The organism is Sphingomonas caeni (assembly GCF_026013415.1).
Lineage (GTDB): Bacteria > Pseudomonadota > Alphaproteobacteria > Sphingomonadales > Sphingomonadaceae > Sphingomonas > Sphingomonas caeni.
The window spans coordinates 62,803-83,920 of record NZ_JAPDOK010000004.1; the positions used below are offsets into that span (position 1 = coordinate 62,803).

The following is a 21,118-nucleotide window of genomic DNA, read 5'->3' on the forward strand; positions in this document are numbered from 1 at the left end:
GTGGCAGCCCCTCTCCCGTTGGGGCGGCCGGGCTCCCCGCTTGTCGGCCGCGCGACTTGGTTTGGTGAGGGGTTACGCTGTGTTCGAGCAGGATCGTAACCCCTCACCCGGCCTCCACCCGGGGTCGCTCCTAGGCGGGCCGTTCCACCAATTTGGTCTCGCGATGGCATTCGTGGCAGAAGGCGAAATCGAAGGTCTCGGCGAGCGCCCAGACTTGATCACCGACATGCCATTCGGCCCAGGCGTCACGTGTTACGGCGATCGAGCCACAATGGATGCAGGCATGCTCTACGGGTGGCCGGACCAGTTTCATCATGCGCGCGAGCCTAACCCGGAAAATCTCCGTTTCGGCGGCAAGTGACTCCGAAACGGAGCTATTTTCGAGGCTCATTTCGACTGGGCGCAGCGTCAAGGATTTGGTGACGAACGCGGCATAGCCTCGTCCGGCGAGGGAGATCATGCGGCGGGTACGGCACCAGACTTATGCGCAATCGGGGCGGGGCTATCGTCCGGCACGCGCATGGCTGGGCAGCCCGGGCGATGGCGTGCCGCTGCGCGCGCGGCGCAGCCCGGCGCAGCGCTGGGGGTTTCGCTGGACGCAGCTGCGCATCCTGCTGCTCGCGCTCCTGATCGCCGCGCTCGCCTGGCCGCTGGTGCTGGCGCTTCCGGGCGGGACGCACTAGCCTTGGCCCTGGAAACTCTCGGGGAGACATGACATGCGAGTCGGAACCATCGCGCTGGCGGCTTCGGGCCTGTTGCTGGCGAGCGTCGCGGCATCGGCGAACGGCGCGCATCCGGCGGCGGACCCGGCCGGGATCGTCAAGGGACGCCAGGCCGGGATGCGCATGTCGGGCGCGATCATGGGCGGCATCAAGGGCGCGATCGACCGCGGCGACGATGTGAAGACCCAGGCGTTCGCGGCGCGATCGATCGCGGGCTGGGCGGCGGCGGTCCCGGGCATGTTCCCCGAAGGCAGCGACGTGCCGCCGAGCGGCGCGCTGCCGGCGGTATGGAGCGACGCGCCCGGCTTCGCGGCCAAGGCGGCGGCATATCAGGCGGCGGCGACCAAGATGGCCGATGCGGCGAAGGCCGGCGACAAGGATGGCTTCGCAGCGGCCTGGGCCGAGACGCGCACGACCTGCCAGGGTTGCCACGACAGCTACAAGAAGCCCTGACCCGATAATCCTCCGAAACCGGTGAATCTGGGCCCGGTTCGCTCCAGGGTGGAGCGGACCGGGAACGCTTTGCTTACCCTGCTTCCATAGACTCGCCGCCTCTGAAGGAGGCGCGCAATGCGGTTCGGGATAGGCGAGGTGCGGATCGCGGCGCTGGGCGGCATGTTCGCCGGGTTGGCCGCGGCGGTCGCCAGCGTTGGCTTTCCGAGTGCGACGGCGGGCCCCGAGATCAGCCGGAGCTTCGGGCTGTGCCATGTCGGCGGCGGCACCGACTGCGTCGTCGATGGCGACACCTTCTGGATGGATGGGACCAAGATCCGCATCGCCGATATCGACGCCCCCGAGACGCACCCCTCGCGCTGCGCCGAGGAGGCGCGGCTGGGGGATGCGGCGACGCTGCGGTTGCAGGCGTTGCTCAATGCCGGGCCGGTGCGGCTGATGACCGCCGACCGCGATACCGACCGTTATGGGCGCAAGCTGCGGATCGTGATGCGGGGGAACATGTCGCTGGGTGACGTGCTCGTCCGCGAGGGACTGGCGCGGCGCTGGACGGGGCACCGCGAGCCCTGGTGCTGAACTAACCCGCCGGGCGGTGTGAATAACTGAGGACGCGCGCGAGCCGCCCCCTGCAATCATCGATTGTCCAATTGGGCGCGTACCGCCGCCAGCCCGAGCCGTGAGATGCGATAGGGCTGGCCGCCCATGCTCGCGATCAGCCCGCGGCGCTTGAGCTTGTGGAACAGGGCGACGGTGCAGTCGGTGAGGACATAGCCGTCGCGGGTGAAGCAATCGGCCTCGACGATGCGGCCGGTGTCGTCGCGGCGGTGCGCGATGCGGCCGCCTTGTGCCAGCGCGTGGAGCACGCGCTGTTCGTGTTTCGAGATGTTCAAGGGAATTGCCTTTCGCTGACGTGCGTGGACGCTCGGCGCCGGGCGATCCCGGGCCAGCGCGTGCGCGACGGCGGAACCGAGCATCAGCTCGGGCCGTCGGTCAGCTTGCGGCAATTTCCTTCATACGGCTCAACTCAAAATGTGCGGGCGCGGAGGTGCCGGGTGAACCCCAACAAGTCAAGATTTGGCCGGGCAGTCGCCGAGGCGGCGGCCCTGTTCGCGCGTCACCACCACCGTGGCGGCCTTGTCGCCGCGGCGGATCGAGGAGGTGGCGATGCGATAATCGTAGCGCTCGGGGCCGCGCGAGCCGTGGATGGCCGAGGTGATCAGGCCCTCATTGCCGCGCCCCGCGCACTGCCATTCATTGTCGGCGACCGCGCCGGCATCGGAGACGCGGGTGACCTTGCACCGCCCGCCTTCCTTGACGTCGCCGACCCGGGAGGCATGGCCGTCAAAACATTCGCGCGAGACGGTGGGGGGAGGCATGCGCCTGCGCAGCTCGGCGATGCGCTGCGGGGTGACGCCGGGGCCTTCGAGCGTGACGAAGCTGCCCTTGATCTCCCACAGCCCTGCGCGCGGCGCATAGGGATCGCCCGCCACATCGCAGCCGCTAAGCAGGGCGAGGGCGGGGAGGAGCAGGCGCGCGCGCTTCATGCCCGGGGTGTCGCCAGAGCTTACCAACATGTCAACGCGGGCCCTCCGGGATTCCCCATGGGGGCATTTCCGCAAGGTGAATGCCCCGGATTGAGATGGTTAATGAGAGGTGATCGAAAGTCCCGGCAACACGACTCGCTTTCCAGGGACTTGCACGATGCCCAACTGCATGAAACGCCGCCTGCTCTATGCTTCCTCGCAGGCCTATCAGCCCAAAATGGAGATGCACGGGCGCAGCGTCGGCTGGCTCGAGCCGCCGATGGTGGTGCGGCGCGAAATGGCGCACCGGCCGATCGACCTGGCGCTGGTGGGGCGCGTGCCCGAGGGGGTCGTCGTCGCGTTCCGCGGATCGCTCCCGCCCTTTTTCGGGGCCTATGAGGATGACGGCTGGACGGTGCTGCTCGACTGGCTGAACGACGCCAATTCGCTGTGCGTGCAGGAGCCGGGCTTTGCCGGGGGCGTGCATCTGGGCTTTGCCGAGAGCATGCGGCGGCTGTGGGTGGACGGCGAGGGCGAACTGGGGGTGCGGCACGCGGTGCAGGCGATGCTCGACCAGACCCTGCTCGACCGCAAATCCAGGCGGCATCTGTTCGTGACGGGCCATTCCAAGGGCGGGGCGCTCGCCAATCTCTTCGCGTGGCGCGCGGCGCGGGTGGGGGCGTGGATGGACATGCCCGTCAGCGTCGCGACGATCGCGGCGGCGCGCGCGGGCAATGCCGAATTCGCGCGCGCCTATGCCGCCGAGCGGATCGCGTGCCTGCGCTACGAGCTGACGAGCGACCTGGTGCCGCATCTGCCGCCGGGGCGCGACACCCCCGACTGGGTGCGCGGGGTCGCGCGGACGCTGGCGCCCAAGCTGGCGGCGATGGACTATCATGCGGTGGGGCTGCGGGTGGCGCCGGTGGCGCATGCGCACGCGAAGGGCCATCCGCACCAGCGCTGGGCGGGATCGCGCCGGCGGATCCTGCCGAGCCTGCTCGGACGGCGCGGGCTCGGGCTCGAGGCGCTGCTGCCGAGCGTGCTCAAGGCGCACGCGATCTGCCCCGATTCGGGCTATGACCGGCTGATCTGCCAGGGCGAGGGGTGCGATCACGGGGGCTGAGCGGCGCGGAAGCTGACACTGACTTCACACTGCCGCGCATGTTTCGCGTGGTATGCGCGCCCATAGTGCGAAACGGAAAGTTAGGGGAAAGTGAACCCAAAACGCACCTGGAGCGGGCGGAGCTGACGATCATTGCCGGGGGGCAAGGCGCGGAATCGACGATTCGAAAGAGCGGCCGGGTCGTCCGGCCTGCCGATTCCAGCAGGCGAAATCCAACATTGCAAGGCCGCGCAGCGGCGACTAGAGGCGCCGCTCCCGAAGAAGAGGAGGGCGCCATGACCCGTCATGACCAGCAAGACGACCAGCCCCGGTTTCGAGCGGAGCTCGAAGCGGCGTAAGGGCTTCCCGTCCGAGACACACGTCAAGCGCGGGATGCGCAGCGTGCGCGGCGGCGAGATCGAGTTGCTCGAAAAACTTGGCCGCAACGATCCTTGCCCGTGCGGCTCTGGACGCCGGTTTCAAGGCGTGCTGCCTGGCGAGCGGGCGGTATGACGGGGCCTTGCGGCGCGATTATTGGCGCTGAGCGGGGGGCCGGTATGGGCGACGGGGAGAGGATGCTGTCCGTATCTCCCCGCCGCCCAATTCCGGATCAGGTGACCTGGATCAGAAGTGGGCGATCACGCCGGCCATCGGGCGGGCGCTGTGGAAATCGCCGAAGGTGTTGACCTCGAGCCGCAGACGGATGCCGCTATTGCCGGTGATCCCGCCCAGCCCGATATCCTTGGGTCCGACCTCGAGGCCGATGCCATAGGTCATGTCGTGATAGTGGCGCTTGGGGTTGCCGACGCCGTCGAGCTTGACCCATTGATAGCCGACCTTGCCATAGATCAGCCCGCTGTCGCCGGCGCGGAAGCCGAAGCGGCCCGCGGCGCCATATTCCCAGCCGATGTCGCCGCGGAAGCCCTTGGCGCCATTGGCTTCGGCGCCGATGAAGACGGGGCCGAGGGGAATGTTGACGCCGATCACGCCCTGGACGATGCCGCCGTCGAGATCGCGGCCGGCGGCGGTGGGCAGGCCGGCCTTGCTGGCTTCGTTGTCGAAGCGCTCATAGCCGCCCATGACGCCGAAATAGGGCTCGATGCCGAAGGCGGGGGTGCCGTCGGGCGCGGTGACGGTGGCGGTCGCGGTGGTGTCCGCGTCCTGAGCGAAAGCCGCAGTCGGGATGGCCGCGGCGATGGCCGCGGCGGCGATGAACTTGCGCATGGTGCTGAATGACCTTGGATGAAGCGTTACTGGCCGGTGGGTGCGCCGCGCCCGGACGGGCGGTGGCGGCATCGGCAGGGGAGTGAGCGCATGAGGCCGGGTTTTGTTGCAGTGCAATAGGGACTTGGCGGGGAATAGGCGGGGCGTGTGGCTATTGGGTGACGGTTTGGCGGGCGGGCGGGGACGTGGCAGGAGGGGCGGCATGACGGGCTTTGACGGGGATCCGAGCTTCGAATTCGAAGCCGAGCTGTGGCGCTGGCAGGCGGAACCGCCGGCCAAGGGCGCGTGGTTCTTCGTGACGATTGTTGGGGAAGCGGCGGACGCGATCCGGGCGCTGGGGTTCGAACGGCGGGCGCTGGGCGGGGCGCGCGGGTTCGGATCGGTGCGCGTGCGGGCGAGCGTGGAGGGGGTGGCGTTCGAGACCTCGGCGTTTCCGCAAGGCGGCGGAAAGACGGGCTATGTGCTGCCGGTGAAGGCGGCGGTGCGGAAAGCGGCGGGGGTTGGGGAGGGGGATTTGGTGATGGTGGGGGTTTGGGGGTGAGTTGGTGGATTTAGTAAGCTGTCACCGTAATCCCACCGTAATCCCGTAATCCTTTAAGCTATCACCGCAATCCAAGAGTCGATTACTGAGCCTCTCCAGCCTGAAGCCACCTGGTACCAAAGTCCGAGAGTTTGTCCTTAGCGACTTCCTTCTCATACGATTTGAGCAACTCGTCAGCGCGATCCCGAACGCGATTTGGTGACTTAAGTTCGGATTTGTAATCAAAACTATCGCCCGCTCTCTCAACCTCGTAATTTAAGTCAATTATGATGGAGGAAAGGATCGGATCGAGGGCCACGCCCAATCGATCGCCCCACCCTGCGGCCGGCATCGCCTTACTTGGGTTTTGAAAGATCTCCGCGCCGACACCATCGCTCTGCATCAGACGTGATAGAACATAGAGGAGAAAGAAGCGCGTAAGCCGATAGCGGCCGAGTGCCAGATTCTTTATCATCGGCAATTTCGACACGACTATCTGAGATAGAGTCCAGACAAATAGGATTCTATCGGCGTTGACCTCCGGTCGGCCAAAAACATCGCCGTAATCATCCTCAAATAGTCTATAGAGTTGGTGGCAAGACCAAGGTCGTTGCAAATCAAAGGCAAGCAGAAGGGCGCCCGCCTCTTCATTGCTTATCGCTACTTTTGCAGTCGATGATTCGCCTCTTTTTATAATGTAATCAAATTCATCTTTATATCTTTTTTCAAAGTCGCTCTTGATGCGGCTCTGTATCTGATGGTTTTCCTTAAGATCGCGAGACTTGATGGAGTTTTGATTATTACTAATTTGCGTAATAGTTTTGGCTAATTCTGGCTTCTTGAGTTCTATTACTCGTATCGGCAAGCGAAGGTTTATCGAAATCTTATCTCGATCCTTGTATAGCGTGGTTACAGTTTGCGCTCCATTGACAACAACATAATTGGTTATCGTTAGAGTTTCGCCGTCATCGCTGATACTGGCATTGGCGCAAAGTAAGGTAATGCCGTTATGAAATAACGGAAATTGCGCATGGCTATCTTTATCTTGCAAGCTTTGCCGAATTCCGCGGTTAACACTAGTATTCCCCAGCGGGAGGCGAACATTTTGCGCAAATAATGTGTGGTCGCTAATTCCGGATAGCGCAACCAGATCTGATGCGGGGGCGATGAACTGGTACATGGTGGCGTCCGCGCCAGCTTCGTAGATCAACATCAAGCCATCAAAAACAGAAAGGGCGAAGCTTCCGGCAACCCCTTCCGGTGCCGTTATATCGATAAAATCCTCTGCTATTCGCTGCCTGTCATAGAGAGCGATTGAAGGGTGATTCCCGATAAAGGCAACGGCATTTTCATCCCGCAGAGCGTTCGTTACGAATATGCCCTTTGTCTTGTAGCCAGCACTCAGATTCTCAACAACCTTAGAGCGATCCAGTAACTTCTTGAGTTCCGTATTCTTGGTATTGGCCAAAATTGCTGCCGCTTTCTCAGCGGAATCGAACTGACCCAACGAGCCTGCAAATTCTTTGAGGGCTACATCGCCCAAGGTTTTTCCAGGATTTTGTGTCAGTTTGGATTGAAAGAAAACGATCTCTTGGTCAATTTCATTGACGTATATGGCATCGATGCCTTGATCATAATTTCCGTCACATATGCTATCGTCCGCATCAACGTCGTCTAAATTGTAGATTTCCTCAAGGAACCAATTGAGGAAAGCGGCGGACTCCGGGCGACCTTTGGCTATGTGCTTTGATGCAAGAGCAAGAACATTCTTATAATCAAGATCTTCCTGCTTCATTGGGTCGCCCTCTCCAATTATTCCGCCGCAATTCCTGCCTTACTAAACATATCCGCCCCATCGCCCGCGCCATCCTCGTTCGCCGGCTTCTCCGCTTTGGCCTTTTGGCGCTTGTCGAACGAATCCCACACCTCGTTCCAGTTCCCCCGCGTCGCGCCCTTCGAATATTCGGTCGCGCGCTGTTCGAAGAAGTTGGCGTGTTCCACCCCGTTGAGCAGCGGCGCGAGCCACGGGAGGGGGTGTTCCTCGATCATGTAGATCGGCTTGAAGCCGAGCTGGCCGAGGCGCCAGTCGGCGATGTAGCGGATATACTTCTTGATCTCCTTGGGCGTCATGCCGGGGACCGGGCCCTGTTCGAAGGCGAGATCGATGAACGCGTCCTCGAGGCGGACGGTGGTCTGGCAGACGTCGAGAATGTCGTCGCGGACCGCCTTGGTCATGCAGTCGCGTTCCTTGACGAAGGCGTGGAACAGGCGGGTGATGCCCTCGCAGTGGAGGCTCTCGTCGCGGACCGACCAGCTGACGATCTGGCCCATGCCCTTCATCTTGTTGAAGCGCGGGAAGTTCATCAGCATCGCGAAGCTCGCGAAGAGCTGAAGCCCCTCGGTGAAGCCGCCGAACATCGCCAGCGTCTTGGCGATGTCCTCGTCGGTGTCGACGGTGAAGCGGTGCAGATAGTCGTGCTTGTCCTTCATCTCGGCATATTCGAGGAACATGCCATATTCGCTTTCGGGCATGCCGATCGTGTCGAGCAGGTGGCTGTATGCCGCGATGTGCACCGTCTCCATGTTCGAGAAGGCGGCGAGCATCATCTTGATCTCGGTCGGCTTGAACACCCGGGCATATTTGTCGTGGTAGCAATCCTGCACCTCGACATCGGCCTGGGTGAAGAAGCGGAAGATCTGGGTCAGCAGGTTGCGCTCGACGCTGTCGAGCTTCTGCGCCCAGTCGCGGCAATCCTCGCCCAGCGGCACCTCTTCGGGCATCCAGTGGATCTGCTGCTGGCGCTTCCAGAAATCATAGGCCCAGGGATATTCGAACGGCTTGTACTGCTTGCGGGCTTCGAGAAGAGGCATCGACTTACTCCTGACCGGAACTGATATAGGGATTTAGGGGCGCGAAGGCGATCATTTGCGCGGCCCCGCGGACGAGTTTGCTGTGGATGACTGGTCGGTGACGGTCATGAAGACCGGGGCGAAGAGCGGCGCGAGCGTGCGGGCGCCGAAGCCGCTGACATGCTGCTCGTCGCGGAACAGCGCGCGGCGGTCACGCGAGCCCATGCATTGGTCCTCGGGGCAGAGGACCGGCTCGGGATCGAGCAGGACCAGCCCGCAATCGCGCCCGGCGCGGCGCAGCACCTCGATCTGGGCGGCGTTGCGCGTGCGATACTCGGCGACGGGATAGGCGATGTCGGGGGCGTGCGGGTCCGCGATCAGCCGGTGCGCGAGCTCGCGCGAGACCCACCAGGGGAATTCGGGGAGCGGGAGCATGGCATAGGTGGGGCCGGCCTGGGCGAGCCTGCACATCGAGCGGTAGAGCGCGTCGCGATAGGGTGTCCCGCCGGGGAAGCGCAGCGCGTCGGCCTCGGCATAATAGGTCCAGCGGCCGATCAGGATCAGCGGCGTCGCGCGCGGGGCGGCGAGCGGGGCGAGGGTGCGGTCGAGAAAGGCGCCGCAGCGGCTCGCGGTGGCGGTGGGGCGGGCGCCGAGCACCGGCGGGCAGGCCGAATAGGCGCTGAAGCGCACCGCCGTGCCCGCAGGGAGCGCCGCGACGATTCCGGGAAGCGCGGCGTCGGCCTGGCTGTCGCCCAGCACGATCGCGGTCACCGGGGCGCCCGCGGTGCCGAAGGTGCAATCGTCGTCGGGCATGCCGCCGATATCGGCATAGCAGCGCGCGGCGCCGGGAAGCGGCGCGGGGGTAGCATCGGCGGCGGCGGCCTGGACCTCGGGGGAGAAGCGCTGGGGAACGCCGCGCGCCTTCCAGATCCCGGCGCTGACGACCGCCAGCGCGAGGACGGGGAGCACGAAACCGGCATGTGCGCGCAGCGTGCTCGCGATCGGGCTCGTGTGGATGTGCGGCTTGGCGGTGGCGGGCCGGGCGATGCGCTCGACGAAGCGCCAGGAGAGGTGGCCGAGCAGGAAGGAGGCGGCGAGCGCGGCGAGAGTCCAGCGCCAGTCGCCGAAATGGCCGCTGCGGTGGAGCAGGACGACGAGCGGCCAGTGCCAGAGATAGATCGAATAGGAGTCGAGCCCGATCCGGGCCATCACCGCGTTGCCAGTGATGCGCGAGTCGGTGGCGCCCGCGAGGATCACCAGGGCGGTGCCGAGCACGGGGAGGAGGGTCCAGGCATTGGGCCAGTCCGAGGGGGCGAAGGCGAGCGCCGAGGCGAGGATCATCGCGAGGCCGGCGAGCTGGGCGATTCGCCGGGCGGGGCCGGCGAGCGGCGGCAGGGTGAAGACGAGGCCGCCGGCGAGCATCTCCCAGGCGCGCGGCGGCAAGAGGTAGAAGCCCGCGTCGGGCGTGGTGAGGCTGAGCGCGACCATCACGCCGAACGAGGCCAGCGCGGCGAGGGCGAGGATCGGGCGGAGCCACGCCGCGGGGGCGAGTTTCGCGATGGCGAGCAGGAGCAGCGGGTAGAGCAGATAGAATTGCCACTCGACCGAGAGCGACCAGCTGTGGAGCAGCCATTTCTGGTCGACGCCGGGATCGAAATAGCCCGATTCCTTCCAGAAGAGCAGGTTCGAGGCGAAGGTGACCGCGCTGCCGGCATGCTTCGACAGGATGATATATTCGTCGGGGAGCAGGATGAACCAGCCGAGCGCGAGCACCGCCGTCACCAGCACCAGCAGCGCGGGGACGATGCGCCGCGCGCGGTCGAGATAGAAGCCGGGGACCGAGAAATTGTGCCTGCCGAGGCGGCCGAGGATGATCCCGGTCATCAGATAGCCCGAGATCACGAAGAAGACATCGACCCCGGTGAAGCCGCTCCTGAACGGGGGCACGCCGAAATGGAAGGCGAGCACCGCCAGCACCGCGATCGCGCGCAGGCCGTTGATATCGGCGCGGAAGCCGAGCTTGGGCTGGGGGGCGGGGCCGCTCATGCCTGACACGCTAGGACAGCAGGATCGGGAGGGTGAAGAAAGCCGTCACCGCCCCGCCGAGCAGGGCGAACATCACGCCCATCGCGCGGACATTGGCGGCGCTGCGGGCCGGGATCGGGCCGCAGCCGACATAGAAATCGGGCCGGACGATCATGTGGAGCCCCGCGAGCAGCATCGCGAACATCAAGAACAGGACGAGCGCTCCGGGAAGGGTGAGATGCCAGCTCATCGCGCGAGCCACCAGGCGGTCGCGAAGCCGCCGAGGAACAGCGCGGCCGCGAAGAGCATCGCGCCGCCGATGCGCAGGCCATAGGCGGCCGCCTCACCCTCGGGAAGGCGCAGCAATGCGCGCATCGCGCCGGGCCGCACCAGCAGGGCGAGCCCGGTCGCGGCAAGGAGCGCGGCGATGCCGTCGGCGAGGACAGGCAAGCGCGTCATTCGTGATCGATCACCGTGCCGCGCTTCGCCGGGCGGTCGCGATAGACGACCTTCTGGCCGCGATGCGCGCCGACCCCGAATACGACGATGCCGAGGAAATAGCCGAAGTCATACCAGCCGCCATTATTGGGCACGGCGTAGATGGCGACATCGGGCATCACCAGGCTGAGGAACCAGGCGATGGGGAAGATGAAGCCGTGCCACAGCCCCATCAGGAAGCCGGCCTGCGAGGCGGGGTCGACCGCGGCGGGCACCTGCTTCGCGCAGGCGGCGAGCAGGGCGAGGGGAGCGAGCGCGAGCGTGAAACGGAACCGGTTCATCGTCAGTCCTTTCGCATCGTTCGTGGGGCTTGCGCGTTGGGGACGCGAACCCCGTTGAGGAGAAGTGCCATGACCCAGGCGAGTGATATCCGCGAACATATGGAAGTGATCGGCGCCGACGGCGTCCATCTCGGCACCGTCGATCGCGTCGAGGGGGATTTGATCAAGCTGACCAAGGCCGACAGCGGCGAGGGATCGCACGAGGGGCATCACCATACGCTCCCGCTCGGGCTGGTCGCCGAGGTGGAGGGCGACCGGGTGCGGCTGAGCGCGACCGCGGCGAATGCGCTGGCGTTCGAGGAGGAGGGGTAAAATCCCTCTCCCTTTGGGAGAGGGAGGGCCCCATCGCGAAGCGATGGGAGGGTGAGGGTGACGGTGTGTGCTGGTCACCGCCGTCGCCTCACGCCTTTGTCTCCTTCACCCTCGCCCTTCCCACGCGCCTTTGCCGCGCGGGCCCCTTCCCTCTCCCGATGTGAGAGGGAGTTTGCGACGGTAGCGACAACGCCTTCGGTGTTTCCCATCACGTCGTTGTTCCAGAAGCGTAGTACCCGATAGCCCTCGCTCTCGATGAAGCATGTGCGGGATTCGTCGTAGGCTTGGGTGTCGGCATGGGTCGCACCATCGATCTCGATCACAAGCCTTTCGGCAAAGCACAGGATATCGACGCGGAACGGGCCCATCGGCGCCTGGAAGCGCCATTTGTAGTCCGGAAGCGCTTCCCTCAGCGCACAAAGGAGACGGCTCTCGGCTTCGGTCGGATTCCGGCGCGCGGCGCGAAGTGCGGCGACCGTGCCTGAGGGTTGGTTCTTATAAAGGCGCATGTCGCCCTCACCCTCCCGCCGCTACGCGGCTCCTTCCCTCTCCCAAAGGGAGAGGGACAGCGGTGCGTCCCACAACCCCTCTCCCACAATGGGAGAGGGAGATTCTGGGCGCTCTACCGGTTCCACCTCACTGGCACGCGAGGCATTCGTCGTAATCCCGGCTCTCCACCTGGATCTCGCGCAGGTCGATCGTGTTGTCGGCTTCCACCCCGCCCGCGAAGCCGGCGCGCTGGACGCTCTTCGAACGGAGGTAATAGAGCGACTTGATCCCCAGCTCCCAGGCGCGGAAGTGGAGCATCAGCAGGTCCCACTTCTCGACATCCGCCGGGATGAACAGGTTGAGCGACTGGGCCTGGTCGATATAGGGCGCGCGGTCGCCGGCGAGCTCGAGGATCCAGCGCTGGTCGATCTCGAAGCTGGTCTTGAAACAGTCCTTCTCTTCCTGGGTCAGGAAGTCGAGATGCTGGACCGAGCCGCCCTGTTCGAGGATCGAGTTCCACACCGCGTCGCTGTTCTTCGATTTCTCGATGAGCAGCTTTTCGAGATAGGGGTTCTTGACCGACCAGGAGCCGCTGAGCGTCTTGTGGGTGTAGATGTTCGCCGGGATCGGCTCGATGCACGCGCTCGCGCCGCCGCAGATGATGCTGATCGACGCGGTCGGCGCGATCGCCATCTTGCAGCTGAAGCGCTCCATCACGCCCATCTCGGCGGCGTCGGGGCAGGGCCCGCGCTCGACCGCGAGCGCCATCGAGGCCTGATCGACCTGCGCGCGGATGTGCTTGAACATCCGGTTGTTCCAGCTCTTCGCCATCCCGCCCTCGAAGGGCAGGCCGCGCGCCTGGAGGAAGGAGTGGAAGCCCATCACGCCGAGGCCGACGCTGCGCTCGCGCATCGCGGAGTAGGCGGCCTTTTCCATGCCGGGCTCGGCGCGGTCGATATAGTCCTGGAGGACATTGTCGAGGAAGCGCATCACGTCCTCGATAAAGCCCTTCTCGTCCTTCCACTGGTCCCAGGTCTCGAAGTTGAGCGAGGAGAGGCAGCAGACCGCGGTGCGCTCGTTACCGAGATGGTCCTTGCCGGTGGGCAGCGTGATCTCGCTGCACAGGTTCGAGGTCGAGACCTTGAGGCCCAGATCGCGGTGATGCTTGGGCATGTTCGAGTTCACGTGATCGGCGAACACGATATACGGCTCGCCGGTCGCGAGGCGGGTCTCGACCAGCTTCTGGAACAGCGCGCGGGCATCGACCCGGGCGCGCTCGCTGCCGTCCTTGGGCGAGCGCAGGATCCATTCCTCGCCGCCGCGGACCGCCTCCATGAAGGCGTCGGGGATCAGCACGCCGTGATGGAGGTTGAGCGCCTTGCGGTTGAAGTCGCCCGAGGGTTTGCGGATCTCGAGGAATTCCTCGATCTCGGGATGCGAGATGTCGAGATAGCAGGCGGCGCTGCCGCGGCGGAGCGACCCCTGCGAGATGGCGAGGGTGAGCGAATCCATCACGCGGACGAAGGGGATGATGCCCGACGTCTTGCCGTTGAGCCCGACCGGCTCGCCGATGCCGCGGACATTGCCCCAATAGGTGCCGATGCCGCCGCCACGGCTCGCGAGCCAGACATTCTCGTTCCAGGTATCGACGATGCCGTTGAGGCTGTCGGGCACCGAATTGAGGAAGCAGGAGATGGGAAGGCCGCGCCCGGTGCCGCCGTTCGAGAGGACGGGGGTGGCGGGCATGAACCACAGCTTCGAGATATAGTCGTAGAGACGCTGGGCGTGCGGCTGATCGTCGGCGTATGCGCTGGCGACGCGGACGAACAGGTCCTGGAAGCTTTCGCCGGGCAACAGATAGCGGTCCTTGAGCGTGTCCTTGCCGAAATCGGTGAGGAGCGCGTCGCGGCTGTGATCGACCTCGACCGAGAAGAGCTGCGGCTTGACCGCCTTCGAATCGCGAGCGGCCGATTCGGCCTCGGGCGCCTTCGCCTTGCGCGGCTTGGCCGCAGGCTTGGCGGGCGGTGCGATCGTGTCGGTTACGCTATCGGTCACGCTGTTATCCGTATCCCTGAATTCCATGACTCAACCCCTGTACAGACCAACGCGCCTCCTTCCGGGGAGGCCTCCGTGCGACTTTGTTTGCCCGCCTTGCGGCGGAGGCGCTGCGACTCAGGAGCAAGCTTCCAGGCTACCACAGGACATGGATATGGGGAGAACAAAAAGTGTCCACAACCCTATCCACCGGGTGCGAGCAGGGTTATCCACGGGCTTATGCCCATGGCTTACGCCTACCAGTGCTTGAGCCTGCCCCTCAGTGCAACCACTACAGATTGTGCTTAATCGGGACGCGAGGCAATAGGTGAAATTACAGTTCGGTGACTCGGTTCGTCGCTAAAATGACTCGTTTCACGGACGCGGGAACAGGGTGCGGCGCAGCGACGCACGGACCTTCCTCGGGTTTTCAAAACGCAAGCGGGAAGTGGTTAACGCGAAAAATTTTTGGGTGGATGGATTGAGAGCGGGTTCGGCGGCCCCAGCCCTCTCCGTCATCCCGGCAGAAGCCGGGAGCCAGGGCCACACAGGGTATCGCTCGCGACTCTGGGTCCCGGCTTTCGCCGGGATGACGAATTCAATGCCCGATCAGGCCCCCGAGCGGCGGCGTTCGCTGCCCCGCCCTGCCAGATAGGCGGCGACCTGGTCCGCGGGGAGGGGGCGGGCGAAGAGATAGCCTTGCGCCAGCTTGCAGCCGCGGCCGCGCAGGAAGGCGGCCTGGGCCTCGGTCTCGACGCCCTCGGCGACGGTGGTGAGCTGGAGCGCCTCGCCCAGCCGCAGCACCACCTCGATGATCGCGCGGTCGCCGGCGCGGTCTTCGATACCCGAGACGAACGATTGGTCGATCTTGAGCGTATCGACCGGGAACTGGCGCAGATGGGCGAGGCTGGAAAAGCCGGTGCCGAAATCGTCGAGCGCGATCGTCATCCCCGAGCCACGCAGCGTCTGGAGCGCGTGAAGCACATGGCCGTCGCTGTCGCCGAGGAACGCGGTCTCGGTGATTTCGAGTTCGAGCGATGTCGGTGCCACGCCGTGGCGCGCGATCCGCGCGAGCAGGCGTTCCGCGTATCCGGGATGGCGAAACTCGGCGGCGGAGGCGTTGATCGCGACGCGGCCGACATCGATCCCGGCATCGGCCCAGCGGCGGACATCGGTGAGAACGGCCTCGACCATCGTCTCGCCGAGCACCGCGGCGAGTTCGGCATCGTCAAAGGCGTGCGCGATCGTCGCGGGGCTCTGCACCCCCCATTGCGGATGGCGCCAGCGGAACAGCGCTTCGAAGCCCATGACGCGGCCCGAGCCGAACGCGATCTTGGGCTGGTAGAAGGGCTGGGTCCAATCATTGTCGATCACGCTGCGCGCCTGGTGGAGCATGGTTGCGTGGTGGCGGAGCGTGGCGCGCATCGCCGGATCGAAGCGGCGCACCGTGGCGCGGCCATCGCCCTTCGCCGAATAGAGCGCGATATCGGCGCTCTTGATCAGCTCCTCGGCATCGGTCGCGTGCTCGGGAAAGCCCGCGACGCCGACGCTGGCGCGCAGGTCGATCGCCGAACCGTCGAGCGCGAAGGGCTGGCGGAACAAGGCGAGCAGCTCGGCGGCGAGCGGTTCGGCATGGGCCGCGGCGATATCGGGCAGCACCACCGCGAATTCGTCGCCGCCGAAGCGCGCGAGCACCGCGCCGGGGGGCAGCGCCGAGCCGATCCGGTCGCCGAAGGTGCGCAGCACCAGGTCGCCGGCATGATGGCCGTGGCTGTCGTTGATCGCCTTGAAATTGTCGAGGTCGACGAGGAGCAGCGACAAGGGCTGGCTGCGCGTCATCGCCGCGCCCAGCGCCGCCTCGAGCGCGGTCTGGAAGGCGGCGCGATTGGGCAGGCCGGTGACCGCGTCGTGCGTCGCGGTCCAGTGGATACGGTCCTGCGCGGTCTTTTCTTCGGTCACGTCCTTGGCGGTGACGATCACGCGGACGAGCCGGCCGCCCTCGTCATAGATCGGGTGGCCCTGGGTCGCGACCCAGCGCAACGCACCGTCGTTCTTGCGGAAGATGCGGCGCAGCCCGCGATACTGATGGGTGAAATCGCCGCGGCGCGCGCGGCGTTCATGCTCGGCCGCGTCGGCCTGGTCGTCGGGATGGATCAGTGCATGCGCGCTCGCCTGATCGGCGGGCTCGTCTGCATCGACCCCCAGGATCGCGCGGAGCTCGTCGGACCAGTGCAGCGTATCGGTACGCGCGTCATAGTCCGAAATGCCCAGCCCCGACGCGGCGACGGCGAGGCGAAGCCGCTCCTCGCTGACGCGCATCGCCGCCTCGGCGGCGCGCTTCTCGGTCAGGTCGATCATCGCGCCGATCGTGCGCACCGGCATGCCATTGGCATCGCGGATCACCTGGCCGCGATTGAGCGCATGGGCATAGCTGCCGTCGGCCCGCTCGAACCGGTATTCGCTCTCCCAGCTGGTGCCGCCGCCGCGCAGCACCGCCGCAGCCTGATCGGTCAGCCGCTGACGGTCGTCGGGATGGACGCGCGCGATCCACCAGTCGCGATGGACCGTCGGCGAATCGAGCATATAGCCGAAGCGGCCGTCGAGCGGATCGCCCCAGGTGATGATGTTGGTGGCGAGATCCATGTCCCAGACGACGTCGCTGGTCGCCTGCGCGACGAGGCGATAGCGTTCCTCGGCGGCGCGCAGCTTGGCCTCGGCCAGCACCGCGTCGTGGATATCCTCGGTGAAACCGTACCAACGGATGATCTCGCCCGCTTGGCCGCGGCGCGGCCAGGCGCGCGAACGCACCCAGCGGTCGCCGCGATCGGGGGTGCGGACGCGGAAACGAACGTCGTAGGGGTCGCCGGTCTTCAGGCAGCGCTCGAACTCGGCGGGATGCGCGAAATCCGCGAGCGGGACGGCGAGCGCCTGTTCGCGCGTCTGACCCGAAAAGGCGCACCAGCGATCGTTGACCGACAGGATGCGGCCGTCGGGCGATGCGGTCCAGGGCATCTGGGGGTTGAGCTCGACGGCGTGGCGATGATCCTCCTGCGCCTCGGCGAGCCGCGTCTCGGCGTCGCGCTGCGCCGAAATGTCAATCATCATGCCGACCCATTTGGCGACGCGCCCGTCGGGGCCGAGCACCGGTACGGCGCGGACATTGGACCAGCACCAGGTGCCATCGGCGCGGCGCAAACGGAATTCGCTGTCGAGATCGGTCCGGTCGCGCATCGCCTGGACGCGAAGCTCGGCGATCCGCTGGCGATCCTCGGGATGGATCGCGTCGATCCAGCCGAAGCCGCGCGCCTCTTCATAGCTGAGCCCGGTATAGGCGAGCCAGCTCGGCGAGATTTCGGTCGCGAACCCCAGCGCGTCGGTATCGAACACCGCCTGGGTGAGCATGCCCCGCATCAGCCGCGAATGCGCATCTCCCTCCGGCGCGGAATCGGCGTCGGGCGGCGTCGAGGCGAGTTCAACCGTCTCGGCCGGGTCACGTCCGCTGGGAGGTTTGAACGGAACCATTGCGCCTTCGTCTACTCGTCGGGACAATCCTCCCGATTCACGACCGTTAGCCCAGAACGATTAACGGGCTTTTCTTCAGTAGTTGTACGGAGACGGGGGATCAGAATCTGAGGCCGAAGCGCGGTCCGGCCCAGACCATCGCGAGATAGAGGGCGATGGTCAGCGCGCAACCCAGCGCCAGCGCGGGCCAGAACCCGACGCCGTTCCTGAGCAAGGCGGGGATCAGCAGGAACATCGGCAGCGAGGGCAGCACGTACCAGAAGGTCGCATCGACATGCGCCGCCATATTCTCGGCATCGGGCTTGTCGCGCCACAACCAGATCATGCCGAGCAGCGAGATCAGCGGCAGCGACGCGACCAGCGCGCCGAACCCCGGATTGCGCTTGGCGATCTCGGAGACCAGCGCGATGATGATGCCGGAGATCGCGGCCTTGACGATGAGATAGAGCATGGGCGGACGCTATCATCGCGCGTTTGCCGCGGCGATAGCTTTGCTTGGGTTGCCGCGCGGTGGAGCGCCGCATAGCATTGGGGTCAATGGGGCAGCCACCGGCCAGGCCTGCCCACCCCTTTGCCCGAGGACGCTGCGCATGGCCGAACCCGCTTCTCCGAGTTTTTCCGAACTCGTCCGCGTTTCGGCGCGAATCGGCTGGCTGAGCTTCGGCGGTCCCGCCGGGCAGATCGCGCTGATGCACCGCGAGCTGGTCGATGAGCGCAAGTGGATCGGCGAGGCGCAGTTCCTGAATGCGCTCAACTTCTGCAATTTGCTCCCGGGGCCCGAGGCGCAGCAGCTGGCGACCTATATCGGCTGGAAGCTGCACGGGGTGCGCGGCGGGCTGGCGGCGGGGCTGCTGTTCGTGATCCCCGGCATGCTGGTGATGCTGGCGCTGTCGATCCTCTATGTGAGCGCGGCCGATCTGAGCTGGTTCGCGGCTTTGTTTCTGGGGGTGAAGGCCGCAGTGATCGCGATCGTCGCGCAGGCGCTGATCCGGGTCGGGGGCCGCGCGCTGACCACGGGTTTCCGGCGATGGGTCGCGGTGGCGGCGTTCGTGGCGCTGTTCGCCTTTGCGTTGCCGTTTCCGGCGGTGGTGCTCGGTGCGGGTCTGGTGGGCGCGCTGGTGGCGGGGGCGAAGCCCGAATGGCTCAAGCTGCATGCGGGCGGGCATGGCGAGAGCAGCGCGCAGCCGCGGCTGTGGAAGACGGCGGCGACGGTTGCGGCATGGTTGGGCGTCTGGGCGCTGCCGATGGCTTTGGTGTTCGTGCTGCTCGGGCCCGGCCATGTGCTGTGGGAGATCGGGCTCTTCTTCTCGAAGCTGGCGGTGGTGACCTTTGGCGGGGCCTATGCGGTGCTCGCCTATATGGCGCAGCAGGCGGTGGAGACGCATGGCTGGCTGAGCGCGGGCGAGATGGCCGATGGGCTGGGGCTCGCCGAGACGACGCCGGGGCCGCTGATCCTCGTCACCCAGCATGTCGGTTTCGTCGCCGGGTGGCGCGAGGGCGGGGTGCTGGGGCCATGGGGCGGGGGGATCGCGGCGGCCTTGCTGACGACCTGGGTGACCTTCGCGCCCTGCTTCCTGTGGATCTTCGCCTTAGCGCCATGGATCGACCGGCTGCAATCGGCGAAGCGGCTGCAGGGCGGGCTGGCGGCGCTGACCGCGGCGGTGGTGGGGGTGATCGCCAATCTGTCGGTCTGGTTCGCGATCCATGTGCTGTTCGCGCGGGTGCGCGAAGTGGATGCGGGGCCGCTGCATCTGGGGGTGCCCGAGCTGGCGAGCTTCGACTGGCGGGCGGGGCTGCTTGCCGGCATTGCGGCGGTGTTGCTGCTCCGGCTCAAATGGGGGGTGCTGCGGGTGCTCGGCGTCGCCGCTGCGGGCGGGCTGGCGCTGCAACTGGCGGGAGTCTAGGCTGGCCCCCCAAGCAATCGGGGGATCGGCGATGCGGTGGTTGTTGGCGGCATTACTGGCGTTGGGCCTGACCGGGACCGCGACCGCGGTCGGGCTGACCAAGCCGATGGTCGAGGAAGCCTCGGTCGATCAGCTCCAGGCGATGATGACAGCGGGCCGCGCGACCAGCGTATCGATCACCCGGGGCTATCTCGCCCGGATCGCGGCGATGGACCGAAAGGGGCCGACCCTGCGCGCGGTGATCGCGGTCAATCCCAATGCGCTGGCCGAGGCGGCGGCGAGCGATGCGCGGCGCAAGGCCGGCAAGCTGCTCGGGCCGCTCGACGGGGTGCCGGTACTGATCAAGGACAATATCGAGACGCGCGACCAGCCGACCACCGCCGGGAGCCTGGCGCTGGCAGCCAATGACACCAAACGCGATGCGCCGATGGTGGCGCGGCTGCGCACGGCCGGCGCGGTGATCCTCGGCAAGACCAACCTCAGCGAATGGGCGAATATCCGCTCGACCCGGTCGATGAGCGGGTGGAGCGCGGTCGGCGGGCTGGTGCGCAATCCGTACGCGCTCGACCGGACGGCGTGCGGCTCTTCGAGCGGGACGGGCGCGGGGATCGCGGCGAGCTTCGCGGCGGTGGGGGTGGGGACCGAGACCGACGGATCGGTGGTCTGCCCCTCGTCGATGAACGGGCTGGTGGGGCTCAAGCCGACGCTGGGCGCGGTGAGCCGGACCTTCGTGGTGCCGATCAGCCATAGCCAGGACACGCCGGGGCCGATGGGGCGGACGGTGAAGGATGTGGCGATGCTGTTCACCGCGATGACGGGCACCGATCCGGCGGATGCGGCGACCAGGGACGCCGACGCGCACCGGGTCGACTATGCCGCGGGGCTCTCGGCGGATGGGCTCAAGGGGGTGCGGGTCGGCTATTTGCGGCCGGTGATGACCGAGGCGATGGGCAAGCGCTTCGACGCCGCGCTGGAAAGCCTGCGCGCGGCGGGCGCGGTGCTGGTCGAGGTCAAGCTGCCCAAGCTCGACGGGCTGGGCGCGGCGGAGTTCACCGTGCTGCAGGTCGAGCTGAAGGCCGATCTGAATAGCTATCTGGCGACCACGCCGAGCGGCGTGACCGCGCGGACGCTGGCGCTGCTGATCGATTTCAACACCGCCAATGCGGGCGCGGAAATGCCCTTTTTCGCGCAGGAGACCTTCGTGTCGTCGGACAAGATGAAGGGGCTCGACGATCCCGCCTATCTCGAGGCGCGCGCCAAATCGCAGCGGATGGCGGGCGAGGACGGGATCATGGCGATGCTGCGGACCGCCGATGTGCAGCTCTTCGTCACCCCGACCACGGGGCCCGCCTGGCTGAGCGATCCGGTGCATGGCGATCAGGGATCGGGGCCGTCGGCGAGCCGGCTGCCCGCGGTTTCGGGCTATCCGCATCTGACCGTGCCGATGGGGCTGGTCGGTGGGCTGCCGGTGGGGCTCTCGTTCATCGGGCCGCCCTGGTCCGAGGCACTGTTGCTGCGTAGCGGCTATGCCTTCGAGCAGCAGGCGCATGCGCGGGTGAAGCCGGGTTATCTGCCGAGCGTGGCGGCGGATTTGAACGGCGTCATTATTCCGGTGAGCGGATCGCGTAAGGGCGGCGCACGCTGAGCAGTGATGACGGC

At 66.0% G+C, this 21,118-nt stretch carries 23 protein-coding genes; 9 read left to right on the forward strand and 14 right to left on the reverse strand.

Going from position 1 to position 21,118, the window contains the following annotated elements; translation table 11 throughout:
* Positions 1-130: 130 nt before the first annotated feature.
* On the reverse strand, positions 131-460 hold the full coding sequence (locus OF829_RS11855) for a hypothetical protein (RefSeq protein WP_264940266.1): 330 nt from the start codon (positions 458-460) through the stop codon (positions 131-133).
* On the opposite strand from OF829_RS11855, the gene OF829_RS11860 reads away from it, so the two are divergent.
* The 3 genes from OF829_RS11860 to OF829_RS11870 all read left to right on the forward strand — a co-directional run bounded on the left by OF829_RS11860 (position 459) and on the right by OF829_RS11870 (position 1,751).
* The gene (locus tag OF829_RS11860) at positions 459-683 is read left to right on the forward strand and encodes a hypothetical protein (protein ID WP_264940267.1); all 225 of its coding nucleotides are present in this window, start codon (positions 459-461) and stop codon (positions 681-683) included. The two genes, OF829_RS11855 and OF829_RS11860, sit on opposite strands and share 2 nt — an antisense overlap.
* A gap of 33 nt (positions 684-716) precedes the next feature.
* A complete protein-coding gene (locus tag OF829_RS11865) occupies positions 717-1,175 on the forward strand; it encodes a c-type cytochrome (RefSeq protein ID WP_264940268.1) in 459 nt (152 codons plus the stop codon).
* 117 nt (positions 1,176-1,292) lie between these two features.
* Positions 1,293-1,751: a thermonuclease family protein gene (locus OF829_RS11870; protein ID WP_264940269.1), complete on the forward strand. Its 459-nt coding sequence runs from the start codon at positions 1,293-1,295 to the stop codon at positions 1,749-1,751.
* Positions 1,752-1,807: 56 nt separating this feature from the next.
* Here OF829_RS11870 and OF829_RS11875 read toward each other — a convergent pair whose 3' ends face one another.
* Together OF829_RS11875 and OF829_RS11880 are read right to left on the reverse strand one after the other, a co-directional pair.
* Complete coding sequence (locus tag OF829_RS11875) at positions 1,808-2,065, reverse strand: YjhX family toxin (RefSeq protein ID WP_264940271.1); 258 nt, start codon at positions 2,063-2,065, stop codon at positions 1,808-1,810.
* Between the two features lie 177 nt (positions 2,066-2,242).
* Positions 2,243-2,719 (reverse strand): DUF3617 domain-containing protein, encoded by a 477-nt coding sequence (locus OF829_RS11880; RefSeq protein ID WP_264940272.1) that lies wholly within the window; start codon positions 2,717-2,719, stop codon positions 2,243-2,245.
* A 169-nt stretch (positions 2,720-2,888) separates the two neighbouring features.
* Between OF829_RS11880 and OF829_RS11885 the strand changes: the two genes are divergently transcribed.
* The gene (locus tag OF829_RS11885) at positions 2,889-3,821 is read left to right on the forward strand and encodes a lipase family protein (protein ID WP_264940273.1); all 933 of its coding nucleotides are present in this window, start codon (positions 2,889-2,891) and stop codon (positions 3,819-3,821) included.
* A gap of 285 nt (positions 3,822-4,106) precedes the next feature.
* A complete protein-coding gene (locus OF829_RS11890; protein ID WP_264940274.1) occupies positions 4,107-4,313 on the forward strand; it encodes an SEC-C metal-binding domain-containing protein in 207 nt (68 codons plus the stop codon).
* A gap of 111 nt (positions 4,314-4,424) precedes the next feature.
* On the opposite strand, the gene OF829_RS11895 is transcribed toward OF829_RS11890, so the two are convergent.
* Positions 4,425-5,024, reverse strand: a complete 600-nt coding sequence (locus OF829_RS11895; protein ID WP_264940275.1) for an opacity protein — start codon at positions 5,022-5,024, stop codon at positions 4,425-4,427.
* 202 nt (positions 5,025-5,226) lie between these two features.
* On the opposite strand from OF829_RS11895, the gene OF829_RS11900 reads away from it, so the two are divergent.
* Positions 5,227-5,565, forward strand: coding sequence for a DUF1905 domain-containing protein (locus OF829_RS11900; RefSeq protein ID WP_264940276.1), 339 nt, complete (start codon positions 5,227-5,229; stop codon positions 5,563-5,565).
* Between the two features lie 82 nt (positions 5,566-5,647).
* Here the strand turns inward: OF829_RS11900 and OF829_RS11905 are convergent, their stop codons facing one another.
* From OF829_RS11905 to OF829_RS11930, 6 genes are read right to left on the reverse strand one after another with little or no spacing between them, the layout of a single operon-like run.
* On the reverse strand, positions 5,648-7,339 hold the full coding sequence (locus OF829_RS11905; RefSeq protein ID WP_264940277.1) for an AIPR family protein: 1,692 nt from the start codon (positions 7,337-7,339) through the stop codon (positions 5,648-5,650).
* Between the two features lie 17 nt (positions 7,340-7,356).
* Complete coding sequence (locus tag OF829_RS11910; protein ID WP_264940278.1) at positions 7,357-8,415, reverse strand: ribonucleotide-diphosphate reductase subunit beta; 1,059 nt, start codon at positions 8,413-8,415, stop codon at positions 7,357-7,359.
* A gap of 51 nt (positions 8,416-8,466) precedes the next feature.
* Positions 8,467-10,440 carry an acyltransferase family protein gene (locus tag OF829_RS11915; RefSeq protein WP_264940280.1) on the reverse strand — a complete coding sequence of 658 codons (1,974 nt, stop codon included), beginning with the start codon at positions 10,438-10,440 and terminating at the stop codon, positions 8,467-8,469.
* Positions 10,441-10,450: 10 nt separating this feature from the next.
* Positions 10,451-10,669, reverse strand: a complete 219-nt coding sequence (locus OF829_RS11920) for a hypothetical protein (RefSeq protein WP_264940281.1) — start codon at positions 10,667-10,669, stop codon at positions 10,451-10,453.
* Positions 10,666-10,878 carry a hypothetical protein gene (locus OF829_RS11925; protein ID WP_264940282.1) on the reverse strand — a complete coding sequence of 71 codons (213 nt, stop codon included), beginning with the start codon at positions 10,876-10,878 and terminating at the stop codon, positions 10,666-10,668. Before OF829_RS11925 ends, OF829_RS11920 begins: the two co-directional genes overlap by 4 nt.
* Entirely contained in the window at positions 10,875-11,198 is a 324-nt protein-coding gene (locus tag OF829_RS11930; protein WP_264940283.1) for a hypothetical protein, read from the reverse strand. Before OF829_RS11930 ends, OF829_RS11925 begins: the two co-directional genes overlap by 4 nt.
* A 69-nt stretch (positions 11,199-11,267) precedes the next feature.
* Between OF829_RS11930 and OF829_RS11935 the strand changes: the two genes are divergently transcribed.
* Positions 11,268-11,510, forward strand: a complete 243-nt coding sequence (locus OF829_RS11935) for a DUF2171 domain-containing protein (RefSeq protein WP_264940284.1) — start codon at positions 11,268-11,270, stop codon at positions 11,508-11,510.
* A 74-nt stretch (positions 11,511-11,584) separates the two neighbouring features.
* Here OF829_RS11935 and OF829_RS11940 read toward each other — a convergent pair whose 3' ends face one another.
* The 4 genes from OF829_RS11940 to OF829_RS11955 form a co-directional block, all read right to left on the reverse strand.
* Complete coding sequence (locus OF829_RS11940; RefSeq protein WP_264940285.1) at positions 11,585-12,019, reverse strand: endonuclease domain-containing protein; 435 nt, start codon at positions 12,017-12,019, stop codon at positions 11,585-11,587.
* A gap of 127 nt (positions 12,020-12,146) precedes the next feature.
* Complete coding sequence (locus OF829_RS11945) at positions 12,147-14,081, reverse strand: ribonucleoside-diphosphate reductase subunit alpha (RefSeq protein ID WP_264940286.1); 1,935 nt, start codon at positions 14,079-14,081, stop codon at positions 12,147-12,149.
* A 561-nt stretch (positions 14,082-14,642) separates the two neighbouring features.
* The gene (locus OF829_RS11950) at positions 14,643-17,555 is read right to left on the reverse strand and encodes a sensor domain-containing protein (RefSeq protein ID WP_264940287.1); all 2,913 of its coding nucleotides are present in this window, start codon (positions 17,553-17,555) and stop codon (positions 14,643-14,645) included.
* Between the two features lie 100 nt (positions 17,556-17,655).
* On the reverse strand, positions 17,656-18,006 hold the full coding sequence (locus OF829_RS11955; RefSeq protein WP_264940288.1) for a DUF3147 family protein: 351 nt from the start codon (positions 18,004-18,006) through the stop codon (positions 17,656-17,658).
* A 139-nt stretch (positions 18,007-18,145) separates the two neighbouring features.
* Between OF829_RS11955 and chrA the strand changes: the two genes are divergently transcribed.
* Both chrA and OF829_RS11965 read left to right on the forward strand, forming a co-directional pair.
* The gene (chrA, locus tag OF829_RS11960) at positions 18,146-19,459 is read left to right on the forward strand and encodes a chromate efflux transporter (protein WP_264940289.1); all 1,314 of its coding nucleotides are present in this window, start codon (positions 18,146-18,148) and stop codon (positions 19,457-19,459) included.
* A gap of 31 nt (positions 19,460-19,490) precedes the next feature.
* Complete coding sequence (locus OF829_RS11965) at positions 19,491-21,104, forward strand: amidase (RefSeq protein ID WP_406701425.1); 1,614 nt, start codon at positions 19,491-19,493, stop codon at positions 21,102-21,104.
* Positions 21,105-21,118: the final 14 nt, after the last annotated feature.

Bases quoted from the DNA above. Each gene is read 5' to 3' on its own strand.
- OF829_RS11860 (WP_264940267.1), top strand. From the start codon at position 459: ATGCGGCGGGTACGGCACCAGACTTATGCGCAATCGGGGCGGGGCTAT.
- OF829_RS11855 (WP_264940266.1), bottom strand. From the start codon at position 460: ATGATCTCCCTCGCCGGACGAGGCTATGCCGCGTTCGTCACCAAATCC.
- OF829_RS11865 (WP_264940268.1), top strand. From the start codon at position 717: ATGCGAGTCGGAACCATCGCGCTGGCGGCTTCGGGCCTGTTGCTGGCG.
- OF829_RS11870 (WP_264940269.1), top strand. From the start codon at position 1,293: ATGCGGTTCGGGATAGGCGAGGTGCGGATCGCGGCGCTGGGCGGCATG.
- OF829_RS11880 (WP_264940272.1), bottom strand. From the start codon at position 2,719: ATGAAGCGCGCGCGCCTGCTCCTCCCCGCCCTCGCCCTGCTTAGCGGC.
- OF829_RS11885 (WP_264940273.1), top strand. From the start codon at position 2,889: ATGAAACGCCGCCTGCTCTATGCTTCCTCGCAGGCCTATCAGCCCAAA.
- OF829_RS11890 (WP_264940274.1), top strand. From the start codon at position 4,107: ATGACCAGCAAGACGACCAGCCCCGGTTTCGAGCGGAGCTCGAAGCGG.
- OF829_RS11895 (WP_264940275.1), bottom strand. From the start codon at position 5,024: ATGCGCAAGTTCATCGCCGCCGCGGCCATCGCCGCGGCCATCCCGACT.
- OF829_RS11900 (WP_264940276.1), top strand. From the start codon at position 5,227: ATGACGGGCTTTGACGGGGATCCGAGCTTCGAATTCGAAGCCGAGCTG.
- OF829_RS11905 (WP_264940277.1), bottom strand. From the start codon at position 7,339: ATGAAGCAGGAAGATCTTGATTATAAGAATGTTCTTGCTCTTGCATCA.
- OF829_RS11910 (WP_264940278.1), bottom strand. From the start codon at position 8,415: ATGCCTCTTCTCGAAGCCCGCAAGCAGTACAAGCCGTTCGAATATCCC.
- OF829_RS11915 (WP_264940280.1), bottom strand. From the start codon at position 10,440: ATGAGCGGCCCCGCCCCCCAGCCCAAGCTCGGCTTCCGCGCCGATATC.
- OF829_RS11920 (WP_264940281.1), bottom strand. From the start codon at position 10,669: ATGAGCTGGCATCTCACCCTTCCCGGAGCGCTCGTCCTGTTCTTGATG.
- OF829_RS11925 (WP_264940282.1), bottom strand. From the start codon at position 10,878: ATGACGCGCTTGCCTGTCCTCGCCGACGGCATCGCCGCGCTCCTTGCC.
- OF829_RS11930 (WP_264940283.1), bottom strand. From the start codon at position 11,198: ATGAACCGGTTCCGTTTCACGCTCGCGCTCGCTCCCCTCGCCCTGCTC.
- OF829_RS11935 (WP_264940284.1), top strand. From the start codon at position 11,268: ATGACCCAGGCGAGTGATATCCGCGAACATATGGAAGTGATCGGCGCC.
- OF829_RS11940 (WP_264940285.1), bottom strand. From the start codon at position 12,019: ATGCGCCTTTATAAGAACCAACCCTCAGGCACGGTCGCCGCACTTCGC.
- OF829_RS11945 (WP_264940286.1), bottom strand. From the start codon at position 14,081: ATGGAATTCAGGGATACGGATAACAGCGTGACCGATAGCGTAACCGAC.
- OF829_RS11950 (WP_264940287.1), bottom strand. From the start codon at position 17,555: ATGGTTCCGTTCAAACCTCCCAGCGGACGTGACCCGGCCGAGACGGTT.
- OF829_RS11955 (WP_264940288.1), bottom strand. From the start codon at position 18,006: ATGCTCTATCTCATCGTCAAGGCCGCGATCTCCGGCATCATCATCGCG.
- chrA (WP_264940289.1), top strand. From the start codon at position 18,146: ATGGCCGAACCCGCTTCTCCGAGTTTTTCCGAACTCGTCCGCGTTTCG.
- OF829_RS11965 (WP_406701425.1), top strand. From the start codon at position 19,491: ATGCGGTGGTTGTTGGCGGCATTACTGGCGTTGGGCCTGACCGGGACC.